Raw genomic sequence first — 26,099 nt, 5'->3', positions numbered from 1 at the left:
AAACGCGTGAAATAACTTGCTATAATGATATTAAAAAAAGGAATTATTAGAAGAGCGTTTTTCACATCTGTAGTTGTTGGATCGGTTTTATTACTTATAAATCACGGTGATACGATGAAAACCCAAGAATATCCTGCGTTATGGAAGGTCGGTTTGACTTATCTAGTACCATTCCTCGTCACCATCTGGGGGTCAATTAGTGTAGGAGGTAAATAGGGATATAGTAAAAGCTTAAAAAAGACATATATATATTTTTCGCATAATATATATTATGTTAACAAATATAATTATGGTTAATCCTATTTTAATATTAATAATATATACTTAACAACTAATATTAACCAACAAAGTCGGTTAATAAACTACCAAGTAGCTATCTATCCACTTAACTGTCTTGCAGTTGCTCTAACCCTGAGCGGCCTTTGCAACTTCTGCAGCAAAGTCTTCCTCGACCTTCTCGATGCCTTCGCCGACGGCCATTCGTACATAAGAAACGATTTCAACTCCAGCTTCCTGTGCGGCAGCTTCAACTGTAAGATCTGGATTAATTACAAAATCTTGACCAAGCAGTGTAACTTCCGCCAAAAACTTCTTCATTCGACCTTGTATCATCTTTTCAATTACTTGCTCGGGCTTTCCGGATTCCCTAGCCTGCTCCGTAAGAATATTTTTCTCACGCTCAACAATTGACTGATCAAGTTCTGCAGCGCTCAATGCCTGTGGATTAGCTGCTGCGACGTGCATAGCTACCTGGCGAGCAAACTCTGTATTTTCTCCATTTATTGCAACCAAGACTCCAATTTGTCCCATATCCTGGGTCGCAGAGTTATGAACATACGTAACAACTCGTTCAGCTTCGATACTCTGCATACGTCTGAGGGTCATATTTTCACCGATTTTGGCAATGTTATCAGTGAGCGTGTCGGCTACTGTCTTTCCAGCTATTGAAGTACTCGCCAATTCGTCTGTATTGGATACGTTCAACGCCGCAGTAGCTATTGCTTTTACCATTTCTTGAAAATCAGAATTTTTGGCAACAAAGTCTGTTTCTGAATTTACTTCAACTGCAACACCTTTTCCGTCGCTTGTAGCCACCGCTACAAGTCCCTCTGCTGCTACTCTACTAGATTTTTTTGCCGCTTTAGCCAATCCTTTGGTTCTAAGCCAATCAATTGCAGCCTCAAAATCTCCATCTGTTTCAGTCAGAGCTTTTTTAGCGTCCATCATGCCTGCGCCAGTTGTTTCCCGCAGTTCCTTTACCATAGAAGCCGTTATTGCCATGATACTTCCTATCCTATCTTAATTTCTTTAATTATTAACCACTAGTCAGACGTTTATGGTTGTTATTTTTTAGCAGCTTCCGCCTTTGGTTTCTTTTTGGCTTTTTTAGCGTCTTTATCCTCATTTTCCACCTCTACTGAGGCTTCATCGGAAACTGACTTTTCTTTTTTTGTTTTAGCTGCTGATTTCGACTTAGGTTTAGTATCTTCTTCAGAACTTGTGGATACTTCCTTCTTTGTTGAGGCCTTCTTTATAGTTACTGCCTTTTCTTTTTTAGGCTTCTCTTCTTCAGTCGCTGCAGTATCTGCTGCAATCGCTTCAGCGACCAAAGGTTCATCTAGGATGGGCTCACTCTCAGGTTTTTCTTCTTCAGTCGCTACAGTATCTGCTGCAACCGCTTCAGTAATTTCTTCTTTGACCGTATCATTCCCAAGCTCAGGTTCTAAAGGTACATTTTCCATTTCCCCGAGATCAACGCCAGCTGCACCCATTTGCTCGGTCATTCCGTCTAAGGCGGAACGAGCTATTAAGTCACAATATAATGATATAGCTCTGGCTGCGTCATCATTGCCGGGTATTATATAATCTACTCCAGATGGAGAGCAGTTGGTGTCTACTACTGCTATAACTGGAATACCAAGCTTATTAGCTTCAGCGACGGCAAGCGCCTCTTTTTTAACGTCTATAACAAACAAAAGATCTGGAACTCCGCCCATTTGGGTAATTCCACCAAGAGAAGCCTGCAGTTTGGACTGCTCACGCTCCATACCCAACCGCTCTTTTTTTGTTAAACCCTCAGACCCTGTGGCCATCTTCTCATCTAATGCTTTCAATCTATTAATAGACTGAGAAACGGTTTGCCAATTTGTAAGAGTACCACCTAACCACCTATGGTTCATATAGTACTGGGCACAGTTTTCTGCTGCTTCCGCAATAGCTGTGGAGGCTTGTCGCTTTGTTCCGACGAAAAGAATTCTTCCACCTTTAGCGACGGTTTCTCTTGCAACATTCAATGCGGCATCAAGCATCGGAACAGTTTGAGTTAAATCCATAATGTGAATGCCGTTTCGTTCACCATAAATGAACTCCTCCATTCTTGGATTCCATCTTTGCGTTTGGTGGCCGAAGTGTACGCCAGCTTCAAGCAATTGGCGCAATGTAAACTCTGGTAGAGCCATTTAATTTCCTTTCCCGGTTTGTATCTCAGCAGCAAATCAGAGCAAGGCTCCAACCGGCTGGTTAAATAAAAATTTCTCTTCTATCTAACCGAAAACTGCCTACGAATTTTAATTGGTGGTCATCTAGACTATATTCTTTACGGTAACAACCCCATTTGCTAATTTTTTCTGATTAAATAATGCGTTCAAAAAACCAATAGGATCCGATCAAGCCTACGATACCTGATATTGGTAGGGTTATAAATTTTCGGTACCAATTTTTTTTGTTAAACCAATAACCAATTGCAATGAATAGAATAAAAACAACACTAAGCTGACCCAGTTCCACTCCTAAGTTGAAACCTATTAAGGCTGGAATGAATTGGTGGATATGTAAACCAAATTCTGACAAAACGGATGCAAAGCCTAGTCCATGAAGCAAGCCGAATATGAAAACTACTAATGATCTCCTTAAATTTATGGCTTTTGAATAGAAATTTTCGATCGCAACATAAACAATTGAGGCAGCAATTAATGGCTCAACGAGCGAAGGACTGATATTAACTAGACCTAGAGACGCCATTGCTAACGTAACGCTGTGAGCCAACGTAAAAATTGTAATTTGTAAAAACAAAGAACTCAATTTAATAGATAAGAAAAATATGCCTACTATAAAAAGTATATGGTCTAAGCCTTTTGGAATTATGTGAGTGAATCCCACAGGTATATATTCGAGAAATACTTCTGAAAAATTGGAGGAATCTTTTTCACCAATACTTATCTCAGCGCTTTTTTCCCCTGGTTGAAGATATTGTGTAAAGCTATTATTACCACCCTGCTCTCTTAGCACTATTTCTCCAAACGATTTTGACCATTGAAAGCTAAATGGTCTAAGAGGATCTAACTTTACGGAGCAAATTACTGTTGTGAATCTTGGATACTCAAAATTTTTCTGATCTTCGACCAAAATATTTTGTAGTTTTAGATCCACTAATTCCTTACCTTGTTTTACTTGAATTTCATTTTTAAAATTTGGCCATAGTTCTGAAAAATTTGATTTTAGATCGACTGCAGACATACCTCTATAGAAATCGTATTCGGCAGATTGCGTTGCCTCATCTGTATTGGAAATATCCGACAAATCGATGCCAGAAAGTAACGCCTCTAAGTTAAGCCTAATTTCTAATTGAATGCCGTCTTGTTTATGAAATATATCTCCTATTGCTGGCGTGACCTCATGTGAATGCACACTAGTAGCGAGACTTAAAAATAATATCTTTATTAATAGCAGGACATTAAATATGAAGTTGAATATGTACCGGCAATTATTTTTAAAAATCATATTTCTTTTTTTTCCATTTACATTAATGGGTCACGAGCTCTGGATTGATACATCAGATTTTAAAGTAGAAAAAGGCGCTAAATTAGATTTTGATTTACGAAATGGAGAAAATTTTGACGGATTTTCTCTAGGCTATTTCGATCGATCGGTCGAAAAGCTTTATTGGAGACAGAATGGAGAACGGTTCGATAATGCCTCTCGTCAAGGTGACATTCCTGCTCTTCAAATAGAACCTGATAAAAATGGTTTAATTTCAGCAATTTATGTCTCCAAACCAAGTGTGATCAAGTATAAAGAGTTTAAAAAGTTTCACAGTTTTGCATTAGAAAAAGATGCGAAAGATGCAATTGATCTTCATTTAAGTCAGAGTTTTCCTATGGAAAATTTTTCTGAAATTTATACGCGATATAGTAAAGCGCTTGTGGGCGTAGGTAGCTCAATAGGTTCAGATCAAGCGAATAATCTTGAACTTGAATTAATTGCTAAAGAGAATCCTTATACAGATGACATGTCTGATGGTATAGAAATACTTCTACTCTATAATGGACAGCCTCATGCATTTGCGACCCTGAACGTCTTTGAGCGTTCGACCATTGATTTAGATGTCAATACTTTTGCCGTTCAAACCAATGAAAAAGGAATGGCAACGGTAAAAGTGAAAAATGACAGAACATATTTAATTGATAATGTAATACTGAGACCGGCTAGTGAGAAATTATCTAAAGATAAGGGCGTTATTTGGGAAAGTTTGTGGGCGGCTCTTACATTTGGCGTTATAAAAGCCAATGGATTATGAAATAGATGCCATATGTGTAGGGAGCGTTCTTTGGGATGTAATTGGACGTACTGATAAGCCGATAAGTAGAGGTGATGATGTTGGAGGTTACATTAAACGAATACCGGGTGGTGTTGCTTTCAATATTGCACAAAATCTTGTCAATCTTGAACTAAATCCTTGCCTACTCGGATTTCTGGGAAATGACAGTGAGGGTGACGAGCTTTTTTCCTATTGTCAAAATGAAGGAATAAATGCTGATTACATTTATCGGTCTGACAATTTTAGAACAGACAATTATGTAGCAATAGAGGATCATGGTGGTGTAGTTGCAGCAATAGCTGATGCCCACTCTTTGGAAGCAGTTGGATATGAAATTTTAAAGCCGTTGAAAAACGAACACTTCAAAGGTCATATAAAATCAAGTCAAGTACCGCTGATAGTTGATGGTAATTTAAAGCCAGCTTTACTAAAACATCTTTCCTCAGACCATTATTATGAAAAATTTGATGTTAAGGTTGTTCCAGCGTCACCTGGCAAGGCCAGTCGTCTGGCGCCTTTTTTAAGTAAAGAAAAATTTACTCTTTACTTAAATTTAGTTGAGGCTCAAAATTTATGTGGAATTCAGTTTTCCGATACAGCTATCGCCGCAAATGAATTAATCAGCCAAGGAGTAGGAAAAGTAATTATAACAAACGGCCAAGATAAAGTATCTATGGCTAGCAGCTCTAGTGGAGTGGTGTCCGTGAAACCTCCAAGAATAAAGGTTAAAAGGTTAACTGGTGCCGGTGACGCGTTTTTGGCTGCTCATATAAAGGCTGAGATGCTTAACTATAATCCGGAGCAATGTTTGGAATTTGCAGTTGAGAAGTCAGCAAAATATATTTCTGAGTTAAAATGATAAAAAGACAAATAAATCCTGAGGTTGAAAATGCGTTGCGTAACAACGTTCCAGTCGTGGCGCTTGAAAGTACGATAATCACCCATGGCATGCCCTACCCTGATAATCTTAATATGGTGCATGATGTAGAAAAAATTATTAGAGCAAATAACGCTGTTCCAGCTACTATAGCAATCCTTAACGGTGTGATAAAAATTGGTCTAACTAAAAACGAGGTAAAAAGCCTGTCTGAAACGAAAGATGTGCTTAAAATATCTCGCAGTGATTTAGCTGCTGCCCTTACATGTGGCAAAACTGGAGCAACAACCGTATCTGCAACAATGATTTTGGCAGCAAATGCAAATTTAAAAGTATTTGCTACAGGCGGTGTAGGTGGTGTTCATCTTGATGCAGAAAAGACTTTTGATATTTCCGCGGATTTGCAAGAACTGGCTCAAACTCCAGTTACTGTTATATCAGCAGGCCCTAAAGCAATTCTGGATTTGCCGAAGACATTAGAGGTGCTTGAAACTCTCGGGGTCCCAGTGATTACTTACGATCAAGACGAGTTGCCTGCTTTTTGGTCGCGCTCTAGTGGATTAAAATCACCAATCAGAATGAATAGTGCTCAAGAAATTGCAAGATCACATTTAATTAGAGAAGCATTAGAAATCCCTGGTGGGCAGCTTGTAGCAAACCCAATACCGCGTAATGCCGAAATTTCATTTCAGGAAATATTGCCTATTATCAAAAAAGCTAATTTAGAAGCAAAAAAAGAAATGGTTTCTGATAAAAATTTGACACCATTCCTACTTGATAAGATTTATAACTTAACCAAAGGAGAGTCACTAAAAGCTAACATAGAGTTAGTTAAAAATAATGCAGATCTTGCCTGTAAAATTGCTTCGTGTTTAATTGAAGAGGCCAAAAAGATTTGAAATTTCCCTTTACGTAACTTATTCATTTTATTAGTGTTCTTGCATGTCAGATAAGCAATTTGAAGATCCAGGAAATTTAATTAAACCTCAATCAGGTCTTCTGGCTGGGCTTCGGAATTCTTTTCTTACTGGTCTAGTAGTCATTGCACCGGTTGCATTAACAATTTGGCTTATTTGGAGCGTTATTGGGTGGATAGATGGCTTCGTATTGCCATTTATTCCAAGCCCATACCATCCAGATAACATTTTAAATACGATATTTGGTCAAGATGTAGCCATCAATATAAGAGGTTTAGGTGTAGTTGTTTTCCTACTCTTCACTACCTTTGTTGGCTGGATTGCTAAGGGATTTCTTGGCAGATCTTTAATTCGCATTGGTGAAAACCTTGTTCGCAGGATGCCTGTGGTAAGATCAATATATTCTGGTGTTAAGCAGATTGCCGAAACTGTTTTTGCACAATCGGACCGCTCTTTTGAAAAGGCTTGTTTGATTGAGTATCCAAGAAAAGGCATTTGGGCTATTGGATTTATTTCCACTAATGCAAAAGGTGAAGTTAAACATAAAGTCAAAACTAAAAGTGACGATTTATTATCAGTTTTTGTGCCAACGACACCAAACCCCACTTCTGGATTTATGTTATTTTTCCCTAGGAGCGATGTTATTGAACTAGATATGTCCATAGAAGATGCGGCAAAACTAGTAATATCTGCAGGTTTGGTATACCCACCTTATAAGAATTCTAAATAATTTAGTTAGTAAGGCGTGAAATATTTTGAATACTCAGTCTAAATCTCAAATTCCTGTTATGCCGGATGCTCAGACAGTAACCTCAGTGAAGCACTGGACAGATAGGTTGTTTTCTTTTCGAGTTACTAGGCCAAAATCTTTAAGATTTCGATCTGGAGAATTTGTAATGATCGGGCTTCTTAAAGATGATGGTAAGCCTCTGCTTAGAGCGTATTCTATAGCATCACCGTCATGGGATGATGAATTGGAGTTTTATTCAATAAAAGTTCAGGATGGCCCTCTGACCTCACGCCTTCAGCATTTAAAAGTTAATGACCAAATTATTTTGAGACCCAAACCGGTTGGTACTTTAGTGCATGACGCACTGTTACCTGGTCGCAGACTGTGGTTATTTGCGACAGGTACAGGCATTGCTCCCTTCGCTTCTTTAATTCGTGATCCTCAGACCTTTGAAGATTATGATCAAGTTATTTTAACGCATACATGTAGAGAATTAGCAGAGTTAGAGTATGGCCGTCTGTTGGTAGAAGGTCTTAGCAAAGATGAACTGATGATAGAATTATTAGGAAAAAATAACATAAAGAAATTAAATTACTATCCCACTACTACGCGGGAAAACTCTTCTTGTATGGGACGTATCACCGAAAAATTAAAAAATAATAAATTGTTCAACGATCTGAATATAAATGATTTTTCTCCACTGAGTGACAGAGCAATGGTTTGCGGTTCAATTGGATTAAATTTAGAAATAAAAAGTATCTTAGACGACCTTGGATTTAAAGAGGGCGCTAATTCTGAACCAGCGCAATATGTCGTTGAAAAGGCTTTTGTTGGCTAGATTCAATCTTTAATTTTATTTCGCTTCAATAATTCTATAAAAAGTGCAGAGTGATCTTTCTCTAAATTTTGCGAATTATCAGCTAGTGTCAAATAGCGCTTTGTGACATCATTTAGCATGGGTAAATCTAGATCTAACATTTTTGCTACTTTTTGAATATTATTAAGATCCTTTAATTGCGTCTTTACACTGCCGCCAGGCTCAAAATTACGTTTTGACATTCTCGCGCCATGTTGTTGTAGGATCGTGCTGTCAGCAAACCCTCCAGAGAGCGCATCTCTAACTGCGTCGACGTCTGCTCCCCCTCTTTCTAACAAAAGCACTGCCTCTGCAACCGCACCGATGGTGATGCCCACAATAGCTTGATTAGCTAATTTTGCTAACTGGCCTGTTCCGATTGGACCAACTAGAACTGGTCTACCCAACGGATAAAAAATCTCCTTGGTCTTATGAAATATGTTTTCCTCGCCTCCCACCATAATTGCTAAATTTCCGTTCTTCGCAGCAACCGTTCCACCTGAAACAGGAGAGTCGAGGTATTCGATACTATTTTTTTTTAAGTAAGAGGCCTGATCAATTGCTTCTTGCGGCAACACTGAAGCCATTTCGATCCATGTTTTAACCGAAGACAATGACGTATCGCTTAACCTACTAATGACTTCTTTGGTAGCCGACCCATCGCTCAGCATCGAAATAACAATACCTGCGCCAGAAATCGCCGTATTTAGATCGCTATTTCCCTCTAGTAAAGGAGGCAGATGCTCAAGTTTTGCCGGCGTTCTGTTCCAACAAGTGACCTTGTAACCGGCGTTAGCTAGATTATTGGCCATCGGGAGACCCATTTTACCAATTCCTAAAAATGTGATAAAATTCATCCTCTCATATCCTTAAAACTATTTTTAAAATTTATTCAACTTCACTCAATGCCTGTAATACTATTTCTGGACCAGAACTGTGTGCATTTTCTGATAATACCTTGCGCCAAACTTTTGCACCTGGTCGACCTGAAAACAAACCAAGCATGTGCCTTGTTATTTTACTAACTTTATTTCCATTTTTATATTGATTTTCTATATAGGGGATCATCTGTTTAACTATTTCTTTTTCACTAACTTGTCGGTTAGGTAGGTTATAAATAAGCCTATTTACGTCTAGTAAAACCTCACCAGGTTTTTGATACGCCGCTCTACCTATCATTATACCATCAATCCCATTTTCGAGGTGTAACTGCGCTTGGTTTAATGATTGAATGCCGCCGTTTAAAGAAATATGCAAATTTGGGAATTGTTCCTTCATCTTATAAACTAGTTCATAATTTAAAGGTGGAACATTGCGATTTTGTTTTGGGCTTAATCCCGATAGAATTGCTTTTCTTGCATGAATTATAACACGCGTAACACCTACTTTGGATATGCACTCAAGAAATTTTGGTAATGTTTCATTAGGATCCTGTTGGTCAACCCCAATCCTACATTTGACAGTAACTTCTATGTCAACAGCATCGATCATTTCCTTGCAACAGTTAGCAACAATTTCTGGAGTTTTCATTAATATCGCACCAAAAATACCCGACTGCACTCTATCTGACGGACAGCCAACGTTTAGATTAATTTCATCGTAACCGAGTGAAGCTCCTATGACTGCAGCTCTTGCTAGTTCAGTTGGATCGGAACCACCGAGTTGCAAAGCTAAAGGATTTTCCGATTTGTCAAATTCTAATAGATAAGTTGCATTTCCCTGTACTAAAGCAGGAGAAGTAACCATTTCAGTATATAGCAAGATACTTTTAGAAAATGTGCGATGAAAGTAACGACAGTGTCGATCCGTCCAATCCATCATAGGAGCAATGCTTAGCCTAGCAGAGTTACGTATTTTGGAAAAGTTACTCATTTTATCGTAATAAAAATCTTAAATAATAAATTAAACGGGATAGACTGACAAAAGTGGTTTAACCGCCTTTGAGTTTTTGCATAATATAAATTTCCGCTTCATCTGGTATAGATTCATTTGAATTGGGATTTGATAGCTCTCCATTTATAGCAAAGGAAATACCACTATCCAAGAATGGCTTTAAACCAGGGAAGTCTCTCCTCAAAACACTAATTAATTCACCGATGGTTGTTGCTTCAATCGTCAATATATCTTTATCATTTGTAAATTTTTTGAGGCTTGCCCATAGGTAAACATTAACAGCCATCATTACCAGTCTTTAAGGCTTTCAATACTTTTGTTGGAGACATCGGTAATGATCGTAACCTTATCTTAGTTGCTGCTGCTACAGCATTTGCAAGTGCTGGTAATGGTGGAGCGATACCGGTCTCACCAACACCACGCACGCCAAATGGGTGATCCGGATTGGGGACTTCAACGATAATTGTATCAATATTAGGTAAATCACTAGCAACAGGTATTCTGTAATCAAGAAAGGCTGCATTCTGTAGGCACCCATCTTCCCCGTATACATACTCTTCGTTCAGTGCCCACCCTATTCCCTGAACAGCGCCACCTTGAAATTGACCTTCTACATAAGACGGGTGTACTGCCCGTCCAGCATCCTGCGCCACAAGATATCTTAGTACGGTGACTCTTCCGGTTTCAGGATCAACTTCAACGTCAGCAATATGAACACCAAAGCTGTGACCAACCCCGCGAATTGATGCTTCGTGATGCCCTGCTATTGGTCCCCCGGTTTTATCCATTTCGGAAGCGATTTGTTTTATTGAAATAGGACTAAAATCTCCCGCATTTGGTCCTGCTGGTTTTGCATATCCGTTTTCCCAATAAACAGCTTCAGGATCAATTTGCCACTTTTTTGCTACACGCCTGCACATTTCAGCAATTGTTTGATTAGCTGCTTCGTAAACAGCCTTACCAGACGCAAGCGTAGCCCTACTTCCATGGGTTGGCTCATTAAACCCAAGAGCACCCGTCTCTAATATATTTACACGAACACTATCATACGGAATTCCATAAGTTTCTGCTGTCATTAGAGCTATTGATGCCCTACTCCCACCTATATCTGGAGTACCAACAGAGACATTGACGCTACCATCCTCAGCTAAAGAAACCGAAACAGAGGTTTCTCCTCCATGGTTCATCCAATATCCAGCAGCGACACCCCTACCTTGATTAACCCCTAGTTCGATAGAATAATTCGGGTGCTCTTTAGTAGCTTCTAGTGTTTCGATCAAACCAATCTTTTTAAACTTTGGTCCATAACTTGACTTGCTACCCTCAGCGACAGCATTCTTTAATCTGACATCAATTGGGTCGAGGTTTAAGTCCGTACACATTTCATCTATTAAACTTTCAACTGCAAACGCCGCCATCGGTGATCCTGGGGCACGGTAGGCAGCCGCCCTCGGCCGATTGGCTAGGACATCAAAACCAATATGATGTACAGCTTCCATGTTATAAGATGCAAATGCACATTGAAGTGCCTCACTGACTGGCGAACCGCCGAAAGCACCGCCTTGCATTCTGAACTCAACACAACCTGCAGTTAAATATCCATCTTTTGTCATACCTATTTTCACATCCATTGATGCTGACGCAGTTGGTCCTGTAGCACGCAAAACCTCGGAACGGCTCATAACTATTTTTACAGGACGTCCGCCAGATTTCTTGCTCAATGCTAAAGCTAATGGCTCAATAAAGATCGTTGTTTTCCCGCCAAATCCACCACCTATTTCAGACGGAGTTACGCATAATTTACTAGCCTCTAGGCCCAATACTTCTGAGCACATCTGGCGAATATACCAGTGACCCTGAGTACAAACCCACATCTCCCCCTGCCCGTTGTGGTCTAACTGAGCCATACAAGCATGTGGCTCAATATAACCCTGGTGGGCTGCTTCTGTTTTGAAAAGACCGGACTTGACGATATCTGCCTTATCAAACCCGATAGCTATATCACCGCGGCCAAACTCAATATAGCTTGCTACATTCGGAGAGCTTCCTTCTGGTACGGAAAAATCCCCAGCATTTTCGCGAACTATTGGAGCATTGGGCTTCATAGCATCATCCACATCAATTACATGGGGTAAAACTTCATATTCTACCTCTATCTCTTTTAGGGCTTCCTTTGCTGTAAATACTGATGTCGCAGCGACTGCTGCTATTGCGTGACCATCATAATAAGCAATCTCTCCTGCGATTGTATTTTCTAAAAGTTTTAGAGGTTCTCCCTCCCTGTCTTTTGGAAAGTCATCTCGGGTAATAATAGCTTTTACGCCATCAAGTTTTGCAGCTTTTTCAAAATTAATGCTCTTTATTCGGGCATGGGCATAAGGAGATCGAAGTACTGCTCCGTGAAGCATACCGACTGCTGAAATGTCTGCGCCATATTTTGCTCTACCGGTGACCTTTTCAAACCCATCGGGACGATTAGGTCGGGTTCCAATAAATTTAAAACTTTTCGTTATATCGTCTTTAGCCATTAAGCTGTCTCCCGAATTTCTTTCGCCGTTTCCATAACAGCCTTAATTATTTTATCGTATCCAGTACAACGGCATAAATTACCGGCCAGCCAATATCTAACTTCGGTTTCCGTTGGATTGTTATTCTTCTCAAGTAGCGCTTTTGCAGCAACTAATATGCCCGGCGTGCAAAAGCCACATTGTAGTGCGGCCATCTCAATAAATTTTTTCTGAAGCGGGTGAAGTTCTTCTCGTCCAGCCATACCCTCTATAGTCTCTATCGATTTACCCTCAGCTTCCACACCAAGAACCAAACAAGAGCTGACAAGATCACCATCAAAAATACAGGAACAGGCACCACAATCACCGGTTCCACATCCTTCTTTAGAACCGGTTAATCCAACATGATCCCGCAAGCAGTCCAATAAAGTTTCTCGGGGATCAGCGAGAAATTCCACCTGATCACCATTTATATTCGTCTTCACGTGAATTTTATTCATATCATTTATTTCCTAGCGCTCTATCGTAAGCTTTTTTTGCAGCGCGTTTTGCGATAACGCCGATTACCTCTTTCCGAAACTCCTCCGAGCCCCTTTTATCCGATATTGGCTTTGCAAGTTCACTGCATTTATCGGAAAATATGGATAATATATCTTCGTCTAATTTTTCACCAAGCAGGCACTCTGCAGCAGGAGTAGCTACTTCAACTTTCGGACCTACTGCGCCCAAAACAACCTTTGCAGACCTAATCACTCCATTTTCTAACGATAGATTAACTGCGCAACCTACTACAGCTATATCCATCTCAGTTCTTGGTATAAATCTTAGGTACGCATCTCCTTCATGCTTGTTTCTCTTTGGAAGATTTACAGCCGTTATTATTTCTCCAGTTCCAAGATTTGTTAAGCCCGGGCCAACCGGTATATCCTCAACTCGAATTTCCGCTGTGCCAGAAGAACTTACGACTGAGACAGTTGCTCCAGCAGTTATCATACCCGGAACGCTATCGGCCGCAGGAGAACCATTGCACAAGTTACCTACCAACGTAGCTCTGCTTTGGATCTGGGCAGAACCTACAAGCTCCATTCCTTCTACTAAACCAGGCCATTCCCTTGATAACTTGCTATGATTAGTAAGCTGTACGCCTGAAACTGCTGCGCCGATTGTCCATCCTCCGTCTTCACGCAATGCAATTTCTTTTACACCAGGTATTTTTTTGATATCAATTAAATGGTCTGGAGACTTAGTACCAATTTTCAGCTGCACAAGGACATCTGTACCGCCTGCTAGGTATTTAACTAGTCCATCAGCTGAATTCGAAATATTTACCGCCTCACTGAAGCTAGATGGCGTGTGATACTGCATAATTTTTACCTATCCATTTATTATAAAATAAATCTTTCGTATGAATTTTACATTAGTTTACAAAATCTTCTATTTTTAAAAAGTTGAAAAGATTACTGCACCTAAGTCATCATTTTTAAGCAAAAACTAAATAAAATCAATTTATATATGGACAATAAATAATTAAAATTATTTGATCATCAGTAGCGTAATATAGAGTATTAATTCTTGCCTGGTCCTGCAGTAAAAGCGGCATTATATATGATAGGTGCAATTGCTTCATTTTCTGCAATGGCTATCGCCGGCAGAGAATTAGGTAAAACCATACCAACCTTCGAAATTATGATGTATCGAAGTATTATTGGATTGTTAATAATAGTTGTAATAGGACTATACTATAAAAGCTTAAGTGGCATAAAATTCACAAACATTTCATTTCATTTGGGAAGAAATATAGCCCATTTTACGGGACAGAATTTGTGGTTTTTCGCTATTACTGTAGCTCCCTTAGCTCAAGTTATTGCATTAGAATTTACATTTCCTCTGTGGGTAATAATTCTATCTCCCATGTTTCTTGGGGAAACTCTTACTAAACTGCGTTTAATTACGGGAATAGTTGGTTTTTCCGGGGTTCTTATAATTACTGCACCCTGGTCAAAAGATTTAAGTTTTGGAATCGTTGCTGCAGGGCTCTCTGCAATTGGATTTGCTGGTTCAGTGCTGTTTACAAAGCACTTAACCAAATTGGAGTCTACAATTCATATTCTTTTGTTTATGACTGTAATTCAAACAGTTTTTGGCTTTGTTTGTAGCGTTTATGACGGAAAAATTACTGTATTTTCACTATCAGAAATTCCGTTAGTTGCCATAATTGGTATTTCAGGACTATTTGCTCATTACTGTTTAACTACTGCTTTAACATTAATACCTGCGGCCGTCGTTTCACCACTTGAATTCGTCCGGTTACCTATAATCGCATTATTGGGTTTTCTACTGTATAACGAACCGATAGAGCTAACTTTAATAATTGGAGCTTCATTAATTTTTATTTCAAATTATACGAATATTATTTCGGAAGCCAGAAGTTCAGAGCTTGATAGGTAGTAATCACATAGATTAAATCAACGTTATTTTTATATTTGGGCCAATTCATCTTAATTCTGGCTTGATAAACTCGTAGTATAATTTAATTGGGTTTTTGTATGCTTAAAATAATGGAGCAAATAATTGGGGAATTCGGACATCGCTGCTTGGATAGGAACTACAAACACTACGTCAGGTAAAATTGATTTAATAACTGCGGAGCTTATAAATTCAACTATCGGAAAGGACTCTGATGGGCAGCTGAAAGAACATGGTGCACTACCGGCTTTATGGCATTGGTTTGCATTTCCCTCCCCCACACACTTAAGTCAACTGGGAGAAGATGGTCACCCAAAGCACGTTGGATATATTCCACCAAAAAATTTGACGCGCCGAATGTGGGCAAGTGGCTCATTAAATTTTCACTCTGATTTAAAAATTGGAGAAGAGATAATAAAAGAAACAACACTCGTTGATATTAAAGAAAAGAAATCTCAATCAGGCGAAATGGTGTTTATTACTTATGAACACAAGTTGAAAACTTCAAATAATTTAGCAATAACAGAAACACAAAATATTGTTTATTTAGAAGCTTCTGATTCATTCAATCCCCCCAAAAAAAGAGAGCTTCCCCAACCTGATTACCCAAAAGAAAAAATTTCCATATCAAATCCACTTCTCTTCAGATTTTCTGCATTAACATATAATGCGCATAGAATTCACTATGATTTAAAATATGCTCAAGAGGTTGAAAAATATCCTCATTTAATCGTGCATGGGCCTCTACAGGCACTATTTCTTATGCAATATGCAACTAGTTTAAAAAATTCTGCCCCAAGTAAGTTTTCATTTAGAGGGGTACACCCAGCATTTGCGAATAATTCAATGGAGCTAGTTGCGAAGGAAAATAAAAGTGGTCTTAGTTTGTACACAGCGTCTAATGACCACCAGTGTATGGAGGCAACAGCCTTATGGGAGGAAGACAGTGAATAATATACTATCTGGTTTGCGGGTGATCGAAAGCTCTGCTTTTGTCGCAGTACCGATGGCCGGTATGACACTTTCGCAAATGGGAGCGGAGGTTATAAGGCTTGACAGGCTCGAAGGAGGTCTCGACGCTCGACGCATGCCGTACTCGCCAAGTGGTAGTAGTTTGTTTTGGTCTGGAATGAATAAGGGTAAGAAATCTATTGCAGTCGACATGAAAAACCCGGAGGGAAAGGAATTAATCACTAACTTAATTACCGCTCCTGGGAAAGACGCTGGCCTATTTTTAACTAATTTAAAGGTTAAAGGCTGGTTGGATTATGAAACTTTATCTAAATTGAGAAGTGACATAATAATTGTCACTTTAAAAGGCGACCGGCAAGGAAGACCTCAAGTTGATTACACAGTTAATCCAGCATTAGGAATCCCAGAGATTACGGGTCATGAGGGAAGCACTGAACCAGTGGCGAATGCAATCCCAGCCTGGGATATGATTGCAGGTAATATGTGTGTTTCATCTTTACTAGCTGCTGAACGTTATCGGTTAAGACATGGGGTTGGTCAAGATGTTGAGATAGCTTTGAAAGACGTCGCGGCAGCGGCTATTGGCCACCTGGGAATGATCGCTGATTCAACTTTAAACACTGATGACAGGTCTAAAGCTGGTAATGCGCTTTATGGAGCTTATGGTAAGGATTTTTTATGCGCAGATGGTAATAGAGTGATGATAATTGGTCTAACAAGCAGACAATGGTCAGGAATTTTAAAAGCGACTGATACCACAGAGCAATTTAAGAATTTGGAAAACGAAAAAAATATTAATCTAAAGGATGAAGCTATTAGGTGGAAGTGGCGTCATGAAATTACAGCAATATTAGAACCATGGTTTAAAACCAGAGCGGTGGAAGACTTTGCTCGCGATTTTGATAATACAGGCCTCACCTGGTCAGTTTTTCGCTCGGTGAAAGAAGCTCTGGAATTTGATCCAGATTTAAGTGAGGACAATCCCCTTTTTAAAAAAGTAAAGCAGCTGGACGCTGGTGAGTTTTTAGTTCCGAGGCATCCAGCTAATTTTTCGAAAGTAGATAAAACTGAAGCAAAAGGAGCCCCTACCCTTGGTGAACATACTGAAGAAATATTGGGAGATATATTGCGTCTATCCGATATTGAGATATCAAATTTGTTTGATCAGGGCGTTGTTGCAAGTCCGAATTACAATAAAAATTAATGAGTACAAAATTTAAAATAGGTGAGTTTGTTTTGGTAAACGGTTTATCATCTAAATCATTATATAAATCTTATGACGGCACCGTTGCATTAAAAAAAATAACTAGGATCATTTATGGGTATTGATCCTAGCTCGACGAGCGATATACCAATGCTGATAGCACTAATCATTCTTTTTATAGGGCTCTACTTTCGCGGTCTTATTCTTTGGATTTCGTTAGCATTGGCTTTGCTATATCTATATATCTTTGATAGAGAAAGTATAGTAACTCTTGTGATTTATGGATTTACTGCGAGTCTACTAATTGCTGGGTACCTTAGAATAAAAAAAGGTCTAAATCTTACTAAACCCCGCGAAAATAAAGATGAATTTGATCTGGTTTTAGACGCAAATAATTTAATTGGCACTGCTAATTGGGATCTAAATATTTTTGTAAATTTTATCAATGAACTAGAGCAAGATGGGTTCAAGACTCACTTATTTTTTGATCACAGTATTATTCGGTTGTTGCGGGAGCAAAACTTAATACTCGAAGGAGAAACCGTTCCAATGACGATTTGTAGAGTATTAAACAGAAATCGCCACAATGTTACCGTTTCAAAAAAAGGTCACAAGGCGGATGGATTATTAATTAAGTATGCAGATAGAAATAAAATAACGGTTTTAAGCAACGATAAATTCAATAAGCTTGAGGATCGTTTTTATATTCAGTCGGCTGCAAGATTAAAAAACAATGGGTTAATAAAAAGAGTCTCTCTTATAGATGGAGCTCTTACAATAATGTGAGCAAACGAAATTAAATTAATTTAAAGGAAGACGTTGTTCAGCCAAGTTAGCAAACCAACTGCAACCAAACGGCAATGCCTCATTATTAAAATCATATGAGGGGTTATGCCAACTCGCCGACTGCCCATTACCTAAAAAGATAAAAGCACCAGGGCATTTAGATAGCATTTCAGAAAAATCCTCACCAGCCATTATTGGCTCAATGTCAGTTCTAATATTACTAGTCCCTACAACTTCTTCAGCTGCAGCAATGGCAAACTCAGTATTTTTAACATAGTTATCAGTTACACCGACACCAAACCCATACTGTATATTTGCAGAGCACCCGTATGCTTCTGCAGTAGATTCCACCGTTTTTTTAATTCGTTCAGGCATTTTTTGCCTTTCGTTTTCATTTAGAAACCTTGTAGTTCCAGTAATTCTTACGGTGTCTGGAGTAACATTGTGCGCCATCGTGTCAGTACTTAAACCAGTAACCGACAAAACTACCGATTGAAGCGCCGATATTCGCCGAGAGACTATTTGTTGCAAAGCTAAAACAATTGCAGAACTAGCCAAGGTAGTATCGTTTGAAAAGTGGGGAAGCGCCGCATGCCCGCCCTTACCCTCTACTACAATTTCAAAAAAATCTGAAGCGGCCATTAGGGGGCCCGGCTTAATAGCAAATTCTCCCACAGGTAAGTTAGGTAGATTATGCAGGCCATAAATTTCGCTAATATCCCAATTCGAAATGAGATTATCATCAACCATTGCTTTGGCTCCACCGCCGCCCTCCTCTGCCGGTTGAAATACTAAAACTACTTTTCCGTTGAAATTACGAGTCTCACAAAGATATTTTGCAGCTCCCAAAAGAATAGTTGTATGACCATCATGCCCACAAGCATGCATCTTGTTCTCAATTTTCGATTTATGAGAGAAATTATTCATTTCTGAGACAGGTAAAGCGTCCATATCTGCCCGAAATCCAATGGCTTTACCAGAGTCAATTTTCTGTCCATGTATTTCTGCTACAATACCACTTTTGCCCACTTCACTTTTAATTGAATCGACTCCAAAACCTTTCAAAAGTTCAGTAATTTTTTTTGTAGTCCGCGGTAGATCAAACTGTAACTCTGGATATTCATGAAAATCGTGTCTCCAGCTGACCATCTCATTTTGTAGATCGGCAAATCGGTTCTTAATAGGCATTAATTGATCCGCAATAGATTATTTCATTGTTTATGTTAAACAGAGATAACTAATTTAATTTAATACAAGTTATACCTAATTTTGAATTTGTACAGTAAAGACATAATTTAATGACATTACATATTGAAACACCGCTCGTGAGATCTGATATTTTAAGCGATTTAGTGAACAAAGATATTAGGCTTAAGTTAGATGCGCTCCAGCCATCAGGATCTTTCAAGATCAGAGGTATTGGTTACGCTTGCGAGCACCATGCTGGAAGAGGAGCTAAAGCATTTTTATCTTCTTCGGGAGGAAATGCCGGAATGGCGGTGGCCTATGCAGGAAAAAAACTTGGCATTCCGGTTAAGGTCGTCGTCCCCGAAACAACTACTCCAAGATCTATTGGATTACTTGAAGAAGATAATGCTGAAGTCATTATACATGGTAGCTCTTGGTTGGAGGCTAACATATTAGCTCAGTCTATTATGACAGATGAAACTGCATTTGTTCACCCTTTTGACGATGAGCTATTGTGGCTAGGGCATTCGAGTATGATTGATGAAATCCATACCACAGAATTTAAACCGGATTTGATAATTTTGTCTGTAGGTGGTGGTGGTCTGTTAGCTGGCGTTATTCAGGGTTTAATGAAAAATAACTGGGAAGATATTCCTATTATGACAGTAGAAACTGCCGGAGCAGCATCGCTGAACCAGTCATTAAAAAAAGGAAAAACCGTAGAATTAAAAAAAATTTCCAGTTTAGCGACATCTTTAGGTGCAAAAAAAGTAAGCGAAGGTGCATTCCAACTCGCTAAAGGTCATAAAATTACGAGTACTTTGGTCTCTGACTTAGATACTTTGATAGCGTGTGAAAGATTTCTTTCGGACCATAAAATTTTAGTTGAACCGGCATGTGGGGCAGCTTTATCGCCAGTTTACAATAAGATGCACGACCTACGGGACTTCAATAAAATTTTGGTAATTGTTTGTGGCGGCTCAACCACCTCTATTGATGATATTAGAAATGGCATAAAGACATTAACGAATTAATGCTATTAAGTCGCTAACCCAAATATAAAAATATTGTTGACCTATGCCCCAAGGCAATCAGTAATTTAACTTTTCTATTTTTCATCTGATAAATCAATCAAACTCGAGATTTTGCTCTCAATATCACAATAAATAATTTCATCTAGTCTTGATAGCTCTAATTCTACACGTTGCAAAAAAGTTTTTGAATACCATTTCAATAATTCAAGCTCTTTAGACGAGAGACTGTAAGGATCGTTTGAAAACCTCAATAGGACAGGCTTAATAATTGCTTGAAAAAAAAGTTCAGAATCCGCCAACATAATTATATAAACGGCACATTAAAATTATCTTTAGTAAGAAACAATTTGCATAAAAAAGTTTATTTTAGTTCGTCCCTTAGTATTAAATTTGTTTAATTTGTAGATGGTTGCGCAAACATTTTAAAGTTTGCGCTAACAATTAAATCTAGCTGTTTTCATATTAAATTTCTTGCGTTAAAGACCAAATATAGCGATGCGAATGGGGCAAAAAATGAGTAAAGCGATTGGTTTGTACAACCCCAATTTTAGCCTAGATCATCAAGGCATAAAAGAATACCAACGTGCATTTTACAATTTGAACGAGAGTGAGCTTCTCGACGCGTCACTGGAGCGCTCAGAGGGTACAGAAGGCTTAGGAGGAACACTACTCGTAACAACTGGCAAGTTCACAGGAAGATCACCCAAGGATAAGTATATAGTTCTTTCAAAGTCCAATGAAAGCGAGATTTGGTGGGAAAATAACTCTAAAATGGAAGCAGACTTTTTTGTTAACCTGTATAGAGATATGTTGGAGTTTATTGCCGATAAAGACTTATTTATACAAGATCTATATGCAGGTGCAGATCCTAAAAATAGAATAAACGTTCGAGTAATTTCGGAACTAGTTTGGCATAATTTATTTATAAGACACCTATTGATTAAGCCAGAGGTGCCAAAGCTAGAAAACTTTGTGAGTGATTTTACAATTATAAATATTCCAAGTTTCCAGGCAATTCCCAAAAAACACGGTTGTGGGACCGAAACCGTAATTGCAATAAACTTAGAGGAAAAACTAGTGCTAATTGGGGGTACGGAATACGCTGGGGAAAACAAAAAAGCAGTCTTTACTATATTAAATTATCTCTTGCCCAAAAAAGGCATTTTGCCAATGCATTGTGCAGCCAATAGAGTATCCGATCAATTCTCCGATTCAGCGATATTTTTTGGCCTTTCAGGTACAGGAAAAACGACATTATCAACCGATGGTAAAAGAGTGCTCATAGGTGACGATGAGCACGGATGGTCTGAAAGTGGAATTTTTAATTTCGAAGGCGGTTGCTACGCAAAAACATTAGGATTGACCGAGCAAACCGAACCGGAAATTCTTGCTACCACTACCAAGTTTTCAACAGTGATTGAGAACATGGTTTACGATGAGCAAACTAAAGAATTAGATTTTTTCGACAGTAAACTTACTGTTAATATGCGTGCAGCTTATCCTATGCGATATATCTCAAAATCCGCTGATGATGGTTTAGGAATGCATCCTAAGCACTTAATCATGCTTACTTGCGATACCTTTGGTGTGCTACCTCCGGTAGCCCGTCTTTCACCGGAGCAGACAATATATCACTTTTTATCCGGCTTTACATCGAAAGCAGTTGGCACAGAACGCGGGGTGAAAGTTCCAGAGCCAACATTTTCATCTTGTTTTGGTGCTCCCTTTCTTCCGTTGAAGCCAGGAATCTATGGGTCAATTCTAAAACAAAAGATAATTGCGACTGGCACTAGCTGTTGGCTTATCAACACTGGATGGACGGGTGGCTCGTATGGAATTGGCACCCGAATGCCCATAAAAGCGACAAGAGCAATTTTGGATGCATTATTGACCGGTAAACTTGATGACGCAGAGTTCCGCAGAGATGACAATTTTAATTTTTTGGTTCCTGTATTCATTAACGGTGTAGAGCGCTCCTTGTTGAACCCACGGGAGAATTGGGAAAATTCACTTGAGTATGATCAAGCAGCGGAAAAGCTCGTTAAACTTTTTGAAGAAAATTTCAAAAAGCACCTATTATCTAGTGAAAAGACAAATCCAGAGCTATTAACCGTTTAATTATTCTTAATCCCTTTTTGCAACTTAAATGCGTATGGCGCTGCCATTGGCTTTGTGTTTAAAGAGTGTATGGAAAGGTTCGAAGAAAACTCTTACTCAGGTGCTAAATTAAGTTTTTACAGAAATGTGCCTAAATCCGCACCAAAGGCAATAGTTCATATTAGCCATGGTATGGCTGAACATGCTGGAAGGTATAAATGGTTCATGCAAACCTTGATGGAAGCAGGGTATGCGGTCTACGCTCATGATATCCGAGGGCATGGCTATACTTATGCATCCGATTCATTTAAGGGACACTTTTCTGATAAACATGGATTAGATAAATTACTGCATGACTTAGATTTCTCAATCCATCTAATAAAAAAGAACCATCCAAATGTACCAATATTTTGTTTTGGACATTCACTTGGTTCTATTCTTTTGCTGAGATATGCAACGAGCATGTACCATAGGATTAATGGTATCGCATGTTGGAATAGTGGGATAGAAACAAATATCTTGGCTGTAGTTGGAAAAATCATTCTTTCAATCGAACGAAAATTCCGATCTCCCAGGGCGGAAAGCTATTTCGCCTGGAAGTTAACCTTTGATGCCTGGGGCAACAAAATATCTAATAAGCGTACAAATTTTGACTGGCTTTCGAACGATAGCTTTCAAGTTGATAGGTACATTCAAGATAAATTATGCGGATTTGATATCTCGCTTCAATCGTGGTTAGAGGTTGCAGAGGCGGTTTTTTATTCGAGTCAAAATCTTTCAATGATCCCTTCTAGCTTTCCAATTTGTCTGCTGGGTGGCGATCAGGATCCTTGCACTAACTACGGTAAAGATATGACTAAACTTGCCGCTAAGCTAAAACGAATAGGTCATGTTAATATTACTCATGAAACTATTAAAGGATGCAGGCATGAAACGTTAAATGAAATAAACCGAGAGGTTTACGTCGAAGTATTTTTAAATTGGTTACGAGACCAGACTAAAAAAAATTAATTATTTAATACTTATTTCAGTAAAATTAAACTTTATTCCTGGACCATGTAAATTAAACAAGCGGGTCCCGCGAGTAAAATGAAAGCCCAGAGAGAAAGATTTTTTACTTTTTTTTCTGATTTCAGATTTTTACTTAATAACCTAACCGAGCCAAATAGAAGATTTGGCAAAGTTCGAAGCGATAACTTACTGAATAAAATATTACGTTGTTTGTTCATGAATACTGTCCCTATGTATCATAAAATAGCGTAGCACGGTTTTGCCAGAAATTTAAATATTTTTTCAAAATTCAAATAGAATTTATCAAAATAATTATGAAGCCGAAGTTAGAAATGAATTTTTAATCCATCATAGATTAACTTTAACGATATAAGTAATAAAGCCCATGTCACAATTTTAAAAAAGATATTTTCGGGTATAATTTTAATTATTTTTACTCCGATAAATACTGCAATGGCTGCTGGAAGCATAAGATACAGTGACATTTTTAAAGTAACTAATGTCATTTGATTTAACATAAAGTAAGGAATAGCTTTAATTAAATTACAATAGCTAAACGCTAGGACAGACGTGCCCACAAAAACTGATTTTGATAAACCGAGCGGTAATGTAAATATTTGCCAAGGCGGACCGCCATTATGACTGATAAAGCTTGTAAATCCCGCAATTGTGCACCAAATAATACCTACTTTTGAATTAAGATCTTTGCCAGGTTTGGCAAAATCAACCTGCTTAAAAATCTGCTTTAATGAAAAGGTTAAACCCATAAGGCCGATCATGAGTGTAACTACCCATTCTAAAACTATATGGGCTGTAAGGCCTCCCACCAAAACACCAAGTGACATTCCAATTAAACTTATTTTTAGCACCTGCCAATTGTAATCTCGTCTATATGCTCTGATCGCAAAAATGTCTGATACTATATATATTGGTAATAATAAGCCCGCGGCTGCCACAGGTGACATTATTAACGATAGACATGGCACAGCTAAACCAGCCACTACCGGAAGCCCTCCCTTTCCCATACCGACAAATATCGCAGCTAGGGTCATTAAAGGCCAGAAATATACAGAATCCATTTATGAAAACCCATGTATTTTAGTATTTTTAATAGTTACCTCTTGGGTAGTTCTCTGGATATGTTTTTTGGACCCAGCTCTGGATCTTCTCATGCTTATCTACTGCCACACAAAGACGCCTAAGTTTTGGGAAAGATGAAATCATATCTTTTGGAAATCCATCTATTACACCGGCCGTAAACCAACCTATAAGACGCCAAATAGCAATATCAGCAACACTGATTTTGCTCGAAGCTGCCCAAGTTAAGTTCTGTGAGAGACAGTTTTCGAGCATAGCTAATTTTCTGTAAAGAGCACCTTCGACCAGCTCCTTGCGCGCAGAAATTTTTTGAGTTTGATCGGAGATATTGTTTGTACTTGAAAAAAGAACATTAAGATCAGTAACAAAATCAATGAACTGATCGATCTTTGCTGCTTCAAGTGAGTTATTTTCAGGATAAAGCCCACTGAGTTTACCGCAAAACCGGGCAATCGCACCAGTTTGAGCAATTGAAACATTATCAACAATCAAACATGGTATCTGATGAAACGGTATCGACGTTCCATCTAGTAATTTACCGTTCTCTTTCAGGTATGAAAATTCGTCTCTCGTTATTCGAATATCTTCAAAGTCTATATTTCCAAAGTAGAGCGCTAATCTGCCTACTTCTGCTCTCCAGAATGGTATATCGCCATAAATGAATTTTAGTTTCATTACAAAATCCAGTCTAAAGTATTTAAAATTTTCAATTTAACTCTGTTATTATTAAACTTAGTATCAGCAAGGACTATGATAATGACAGATCAGAGTGGTAAGATAAAGACTTTGCTGAATTCTTTTTAATAGCTATTTCTTTTGGATTTTGAGCAGAAATTAAACAAAAGGTTATTTTTATACTGTAAGGAATAACTGATTTATTGGAGATAAAAAATGCCAAAGCTCGGAGTACCTTTCGTTCACAAGAATGGCCCATTTGTAGGTCCACAAACATTTATGAATGTACCATATTCTACTGACTTCAGTACCGCGGACGCAGTTGTTCTTGGTGTGCCGTTTGATGGGGGTCTACACCCCACAAGGATAGGGTCAAGAACGGGGCCTGCTTCAATTCGCGAACACTCACAACTTGTTAGGCCGTTTCAACCTCCGCATGCAACGTTCAATCCATTGCAGCTATTGCAAGTTGTTGATTGTGGCGATGCTGATACAACACCAAGCATCATTGAGGAAAGTTTTATTGAAATTGAGGAAGCAGCATCAGAAATTTATAGCGGTAAGGCAGTGCCACTTGCTTTAGGTGGAGACGGAAATATCACCCTTCCGCTTCTTAGAGCCGCCAGCAAAGCTCATTCGGACCTTGTTGTAGTACATATTGATGCTCATACAGACACTTATAGAGGAGATGGAAATCAAGACTATATGCGATTTAATGTAGCCACTACATTTACACGAGCAGCAGAAGAGGCTCTTATTGATGTTGAATCGTCTATACATGTTGGGGCACGTGGCCCTACTAATGACAGCGGTGTATTTAATCATACCCGGGATGTTGGGTATGGATTAATAGATGGCACAGAGTTATTTAATGTTGGCTTAAGAAATACAGCAAAAAATATAGTCGAGTCACTTAAAGGACGATCAGTATATCTATGTTTTGATATGGATTTTTTTGATCCGTCATGTGCTCCAGGAGTGTGCACACCAACATGGGGAGGCGCAACCTCAAGGGAAGGACTCGATTTCCTTCAAAATCTTTCTGGCTTAAATTTAGTTGGTGCGGATATTAATACGGTATCTCCACCTCACGATATCTCCGGAATGACGGCATTTTTGGCCGCAACTGTAGGATTGGAAATCTTATCACTTATCTGTCATTCCAAAGGTTTAGTTGAGTAAAAATGCAAA

General features: G+C 38.7%; 25 protein-coding genes and 1 pseudogene. 14 read left to right on the top strand and 12 right to left on the bottom strand.

Annotated features, from left to right (window positions below; all coding sequences use genetic code 11):
* Positions 1-24 precede the first annotated feature (24 nt).
* A complete protein-coding gene (gene nrtS / locus ACTF5Q_RS11080) occupies positions 25-216 on the top strand; it encodes a nitrate/nitrite transporter NrtS (protein WP_438954667.1) in 192 nt (63 codons plus the stop codon).
* A 189-nt stretch (positions 217-405) separates the two neighbouring features.
* On the opposite strand, the gene tsf is transcribed toward nrtS, so the two are convergent.
* From tsf to ACTF5Q_RS11065, 3 genes and pseudogenes are all read right to left on the bottom strand, one after another.
* On the bottom strand, positions 406-1,281 hold the full coding sequence (gene tsf, locus ACTF5Q_RS11075) for a translation elongation factor Ts (protein WP_438954666.1): 876 nt from the start codon (positions 1,279-1,281) through the stop codon (positions 406-408).
* A gap of 410 nt (positions 1,282-1,691) precedes the next feature.
* Positions 1,692-2,459 (bottom strand): annotated as a pseudogene (gene rpsB / locus ACTF5Q_RS11070) (30S ribosomal protein S2); the annotation flags it as partial.
* Between the two features lie 172 nt (positions 2,460-2,631).
* Positions 2,632-3,687 carry a HupE/UreJ family protein gene (locus tag ACTF5Q_RS11065; protein WP_438954665.1) on the bottom strand — a complete coding sequence of 352 codons (1,056 nt, stop codon included), beginning with the start codon at positions 3,685-3,687 and terminating at the stop codon, positions 2,632-2,634.
* A 52-nt stretch (positions 3,688-3,739) separates the two neighbouring features.
* On the opposite strand from ACTF5Q_RS11065, the gene ACTF5Q_RS11060 reads away from it, so the two are divergent.
* From ACTF5Q_RS11060 to ACTF5Q_RS11040, 5 genes are read left to right on the top strand one after another with little or no spacing between them, the layout of a single operon-like run.
* Positions 3,740-4,576 carry a DUF4198 domain-containing protein gene (locus tag ACTF5Q_RS11060; RefSeq protein ID WP_438954664.1) on the top strand — a complete coding sequence of 279 codons (837 nt, stop codon included), beginning with the start codon at positions 3,740-3,742 and terminating at the stop codon, positions 4,574-4,576.
* Positions 4,566-5,456, top strand: a complete 891-nt coding sequence (locus tag ACTF5Q_RS11055) for a PfkB family carbohydrate kinase (protein ID WP_438954663.1) — start codon at positions 4,566-4,568, stop codon at positions 5,454-5,456. Before ACTF5Q_RS11060 ends, ACTF5Q_RS11055 begins: the two co-directional genes overlap by 11 nt.
* Positions 5,453-6,373, top strand: coding sequence for a pseudouridine-5'-phosphate glycosidase (locus ACTF5Q_RS11050; protein ID WP_438954662.1), 921 nt, complete (start codon positions 5,453-5,455; stop codon positions 6,371-6,373). Before ACTF5Q_RS11055 ends, ACTF5Q_RS11050 begins: the two co-directional genes overlap by 4 nt.
* A gap of 43 nt (positions 6,374-6,416) precedes the next feature.
* Complete coding sequence (locus ACTF5Q_RS11045; protein ID WP_438954661.1) at positions 6,417-7,121, top strand: DUF502 domain-containing protein; 705 nt, start codon at positions 6,417-6,419, stop codon at positions 7,119-7,121.
* A gap of 58 nt (positions 7,122-7,179) precedes the next feature.
* Positions 7,180-7,959: a ferredoxin--NADP reductase gene (locus tag ACTF5Q_RS11040; protein ID WP_164376946.1), complete on the top strand. Its 780-nt coding sequence runs from the start codon at positions 7,180-7,182 to the stop codon at positions 7,957-7,959.
* A 2-nt stretch (positions 7,960-7,961) separates the two neighbouring features.
* On the opposite strand, the gene ACTF5Q_RS11035 is transcribed toward ACTF5Q_RS11040, so the two are convergent.
* From ACTF5Q_RS11035 to ACTF5Q_RS11010, 6 genes are read right to left on the bottom strand one after another with little or no spacing between them, the layout of a single operon-like run.
* The gene (locus ACTF5Q_RS11035) at positions 7,962-8,834 is read right to left on the bottom strand and encodes an NAD(P)-dependent oxidoreductase (RefSeq protein ID WP_438954660.1); all 873 of its coding nucleotides are present in this window, start codon (positions 8,832-8,834) and stop codon (positions 7,962-7,964) included.
* 31 nt (positions 8,835-8,865) lie between these two features.
* Positions 8,866-9,849 (bottom strand): tRNA dihydrouridine(20/20a) synthase DusA, encoded by a 984-nt coding sequence (dusA, locus tag ACTF5Q_RS11030; RefSeq protein WP_438954659.1) that lies wholly within the window; start codon positions 9,847-9,849, stop codon positions 8,866-8,868.
* Positions 9,850-9,907: 58 nt separating this feature from the next.
* On the bottom strand, positions 9,908-10,159 hold the full coding sequence (locus tag ACTF5Q_RS11025) for a MoaD/ThiS family protein (RefSeq protein ID WP_438954658.1): 252 nt from the start codon (positions 10,157-10,159) through the stop codon (positions 9,908-9,910).
* Complete coding sequence (locus ACTF5Q_RS11020; RefSeq protein ID WP_438954657.1) at positions 10,146-12,398, bottom strand: xanthine dehydrogenase family protein molybdopterin-binding subunit; 2,253 nt, start codon at positions 12,396-12,398, stop codon at positions 10,146-10,148. The genes ACTF5Q_RS11025 and ACTF5Q_RS11020 overlap by 14 nt, the downstream gene beginning before the upstream one ends.
* Entirely contained in the window at positions 12,398-12,877 is a 480-nt protein-coding gene (locus ACTF5Q_RS11015) for a (2Fe-2S)-binding protein (RefSeq protein WP_438954656.1), read from the bottom strand. The genes ACTF5Q_RS11020 and ACTF5Q_RS11015 overlap by 1 nt, the downstream gene beginning before the upstream one ends.
* A gap of 1 nt (position 12,878) precedes the next feature.
* Positions 12,879-13,742 carry an FAD binding domain-containing protein gene (locus tag ACTF5Q_RS11010; protein WP_438954655.1) on the bottom strand — a complete coding sequence of 288 codons (864 nt, stop codon included), beginning with the start codon at positions 13,740-13,742 and terminating at the stop codon, positions 12,879-12,881.
* Between the two features lie 207 nt (positions 13,743-13,949).
* Between ACTF5Q_RS11010 and ACTF5Q_RS11005 the strand changes: the two genes are divergently transcribed.
* The 4 genes from ACTF5Q_RS11005 (at position 13,950) to ACTF5Q_RS10990 (ending at position 17,805) form a co-directional block, all read left to right on the top strand.
* Positions 13,950-14,825, top strand: coding sequence for a DMT family transporter (locus ACTF5Q_RS11005; RefSeq protein ID WP_438954654.1), 876 nt, complete (start codon positions 13,950-13,952; stop codon positions 14,823-14,825).
* A 123-nt stretch (positions 14,826-14,948) separates the two neighbouring features.
* The gene (locus ACTF5Q_RS11000; RefSeq protein WP_438954653.1) at positions 14,949-15,797 is read left to right on the top strand and encodes an FAS1-like dehydratase domain-containing protein; all 849 of its coding nucleotides are present in this window, start codon (positions 14,949-14,951) and stop codon (positions 15,795-15,797) included.
* Complete coding sequence (locus ACTF5Q_RS10995; RefSeq protein WP_438954652.1) at positions 15,790-17,019, top strand: CoA transferase; 1,230 nt, start codon at positions 15,790-15,792, stop codon at positions 17,017-17,019. Before ACTF5Q_RS11000 ends, ACTF5Q_RS10995 begins: the two co-directional genes overlap by 8 nt.
* A gap of 114 nt (positions 17,020-17,133) precedes the next feature.
* Complete coding sequence (locus ACTF5Q_RS10990; RefSeq protein ID WP_438954651.1) at positions 17,134-17,805, top strand: hypothetical protein; 672 nt, start codon at positions 17,134-17,136, stop codon at positions 17,803-17,805.
* A gap of 15 nt (positions 17,806-17,820) precedes the next feature.
* On the opposite strand, the gene ACTF5Q_RS10985 is transcribed toward ACTF5Q_RS10990, so the two are convergent.
* Entirely contained in the window at positions 17,821-18,993 is a 1,173-nt protein-coding gene (locus tag ACTF5Q_RS10985) for a M20 aminoacylase family protein (protein ID WP_438954650.1), read from the bottom strand.
* Between the two features lie 110 nt (positions 18,994-19,103).
* On the opposite strand from ACTF5Q_RS10985, the gene ACTF5Q_RS10980 reads away from it, so the two are divergent.
* The 3 genes from ACTF5Q_RS10980 (at position 19,104) to ACTF5Q_RS10970 (ending at position 23,135) form a co-directional block, all read left to right on the top strand.
* Positions 19,104-20,027 (top strand): pyridoxal-phosphate dependent enzyme, encoded by a 924-nt coding sequence (locus tag ACTF5Q_RS10980; RefSeq protein WP_438954649.1) that lies wholly within the window; start codon positions 19,104-19,106, stop codon positions 20,025-20,027.
* 513 nt (positions 20,028-20,540) lie between these two features.
* Positions 20,541-22,145: a phosphoenolpyruvate carboxykinase gene (locus ACTF5Q_RS10975; protein ID WP_438954648.1), complete on the top strand. Its 1,605-nt coding sequence runs from the start codon at positions 20,541-20,543 to the stop codon at positions 22,143-22,145.
* A 69-nt stretch (positions 22,146-22,214) separates the two neighbouring features.
* Positions 22,215-23,135 (top strand): alpha/beta fold hydrolase, encoded by a 921-nt coding sequence (locus ACTF5Q_RS10970; RefSeq protein WP_164376936.1) that lies wholly within the window; start codon positions 22,215-22,217, stop codon positions 23,133-23,135.
* A 326-nt stretch (positions 23,136-23,461) separates the two neighbouring features.
* On the opposite strand, the gene ACTF5Q_RS10965 is transcribed toward ACTF5Q_RS10970, so the two are convergent.
* Together ACTF5Q_RS10965 and ACTF5Q_RS10960 are read right to left on the bottom strand one after the other, a co-directional pair.
* On the bottom strand, positions 23,462-24,214 hold the full coding sequence (locus ACTF5Q_RS10965; RefSeq protein WP_164376937.1) for a sulfite exporter TauE/SafE family protein: 753 nt from the start codon (positions 24,212-24,214) through the stop codon (positions 23,462-23,464).
* A gap of 28 nt (positions 24,215-24,242) precedes the next feature.
* Positions 24,243-24,908, bottom strand: coding sequence for a glutathione S-transferase family protein (locus tag ACTF5Q_RS10960; RefSeq protein ID WP_438954647.1), 666 nt, complete (start codon positions 24,906-24,908; stop codon positions 24,243-24,245).
* 216 nt (positions 24,909-25,124) lie between these two features.
* Between ACTF5Q_RS10960 and ACTF5Q_RS10955 the strand changes: the two genes are divergently transcribed.
* Positions 25,125-26,090, top strand: a complete 966-nt coding sequence (locus ACTF5Q_RS10955) for an arginase family protein (RefSeq protein WP_438954646.1) — start codon at positions 25,125-25,127, stop codon at positions 26,088-26,090.
* The last annotated feature ends 9 nt before the right edge of the window (positions 26,091-26,099 follow it).

It is taken from the genome of Candidatus Salinivivens marinus (assembly GCF_965655845.1).
In the GTDB taxonomy this organism is placed as follows: Bacteria; Pseudomonadota; Alphaproteobacteria; order Rhodobacterales; family Rhodobacteraceae; genus Salinivivens; species Salinivivens marinus.
The sequence above is the reverse complement of the archived record's forward strand: the minus strand, read 5'-3'. Positions and strand labels throughout refer to the sequence as shown.

Excerpts from the sequence above, each read along its gene's own strand:
- ACTF5Q_RS10990 (WP_438954651.1), top strand. The coding sequence starts at position 17,134 with ATGGGTATTGATCCTAGCTCGACGAGCGATATACCAATGCTGATAGCA.
- ACTF5Q_RS10965 (WP_164376937.1), bottom strand. The coding sequence starts at position 24,214 with ATGGATTCTGTATATTTCTGGCCTTTAATGACCCTAGCTGCGATATTT.
- ACTF5Q_RS11045 (WP_438954661.1), top strand. The coding sequence starts at position 6,417 with ATGTCAGATAAGCAATTTGAAGATCCAGGAAATTTAATTAAACCTCAA.
- ACTF5Q_RS10975 (WP_438954648.1), top strand. The coding sequence starts at position 20,541 with ATGAGTAAAGCGATTGGTTTGTACAACCCCAATTTTAGCCTAGATCAT.
- dusA (WP_438954659.1), bottom strand. The coding sequence starts at position 9,849 with ATGAGTAACTTTTCCAAAATACGTAACTCTGCTAGGCTAAGCATTGCT.
- ACTF5Q_RS11035 (WP_438954660.1), bottom strand. The coding sequence starts at position 8,834 with ATGAATTTTATCACATTTTTAGGAATTGGTAAAATGGGTCTCCCGATG.
- ACTF5Q_RS11015 (WP_438954656.1), bottom strand. The coding sequence starts at position 12,877 with ATGAATAAAATTCACGTGAAGACGAATATAAATGGTGATCAGGTGGAA.
- ACTF5Q_RS11055 (WP_438954663.1), top strand. The coding sequence starts at position 4,566 with ATGGATTATGAAATAGATGCCATATGTGTAGGGAGCGTTCTTTGGGAT.
- ACTF5Q_RS10970 (WP_164376936.1), top strand. The coding sequence starts at position 22,215 with ATGGAAAGGTTCGAAGAAAACTCTTACTCAGGTGCTAAATTAAGTTTT.
- ACTF5Q_RS10955 (WP_438954646.1), top strand. The coding sequence starts at position 25,125 with ATGCCAAAGCTCGGAGTACCTTTCGTTCACAAGAATGGCCCATTTGTA.
- ACTF5Q_RS11050 (WP_438954662.1), top strand. The coding sequence starts at position 5,453 with ATGATAAAAAGACAAATAAATCCTGAGGTTGAAAATGCGTTGCGTAAC.
- tsf (WP_438954666.1), bottom strand. The coding sequence starts at position 1,281 with ATGGCAATAACGGCTTCTATGGTAAAGGAACTGCGGGAAACAACTGGC.
- ACTF5Q_RS10960 (WP_438954647.1), bottom strand. The coding sequence starts at position 24,908 with ATGAAACTAAAATTCATTTATGGCGATATACCATTCTGGAGAGCAGAA.
- ACTF5Q_RS11020 (WP_438954657.1), bottom strand. The coding sequence starts at position 12,398 with ATGGCTAAAGACGATATAACGAAAAGTTTTAAATTTATTGGAACCCGA.
- nrtS (WP_438954667.1), top strand. The coding sequence starts at position 25 with ATGATATTAAAAAAAGGAATTATTAGAAGAGCGTTTTTCACATCTGTA.
- ACTF5Q_RS10985 (WP_438954650.1), bottom strand. The coding sequence starts at position 18,993 with ATGCCTATTAAGAACCGATTTGCCGATCTACAAAATGAGATGGTCAGC.
- ACTF5Q_RS11025 (WP_438954658.1), bottom strand. The coding sequence starts at position 10,159 with ATGATGGCTGTTAATGTTTACCTATGGGCAAGCCTCAAAAAATTTACA.
- ACTF5Q_RS11040 (WP_164376946.1), top strand. The coding sequence starts at position 7,180 with ATGCCGGATGCTCAGACAGTAACCTCAGTGAAGCACTGGACAGATAGG.
- ACTF5Q_RS11060 (WP_438954664.1), top strand. The coding sequence starts at position 3,740 with ATGAAGTTGAATATGTACCGGCAATTATTTTTAAAAATCATATTTCTT.
- ACTF5Q_RS11010 (WP_438954655.1), bottom strand. The coding sequence starts at position 13,742 with ATGCAGTATCACACGCCATCTAGCTTCAGTGAGGCGGTAAATATTTCG.
- ACTF5Q_RS10980 (WP_438954649.1), top strand. The coding sequence starts at position 19,104 with ATGACATTACATATTGAAACACCGCTCGTGAGATCTGATATTTTAAGC.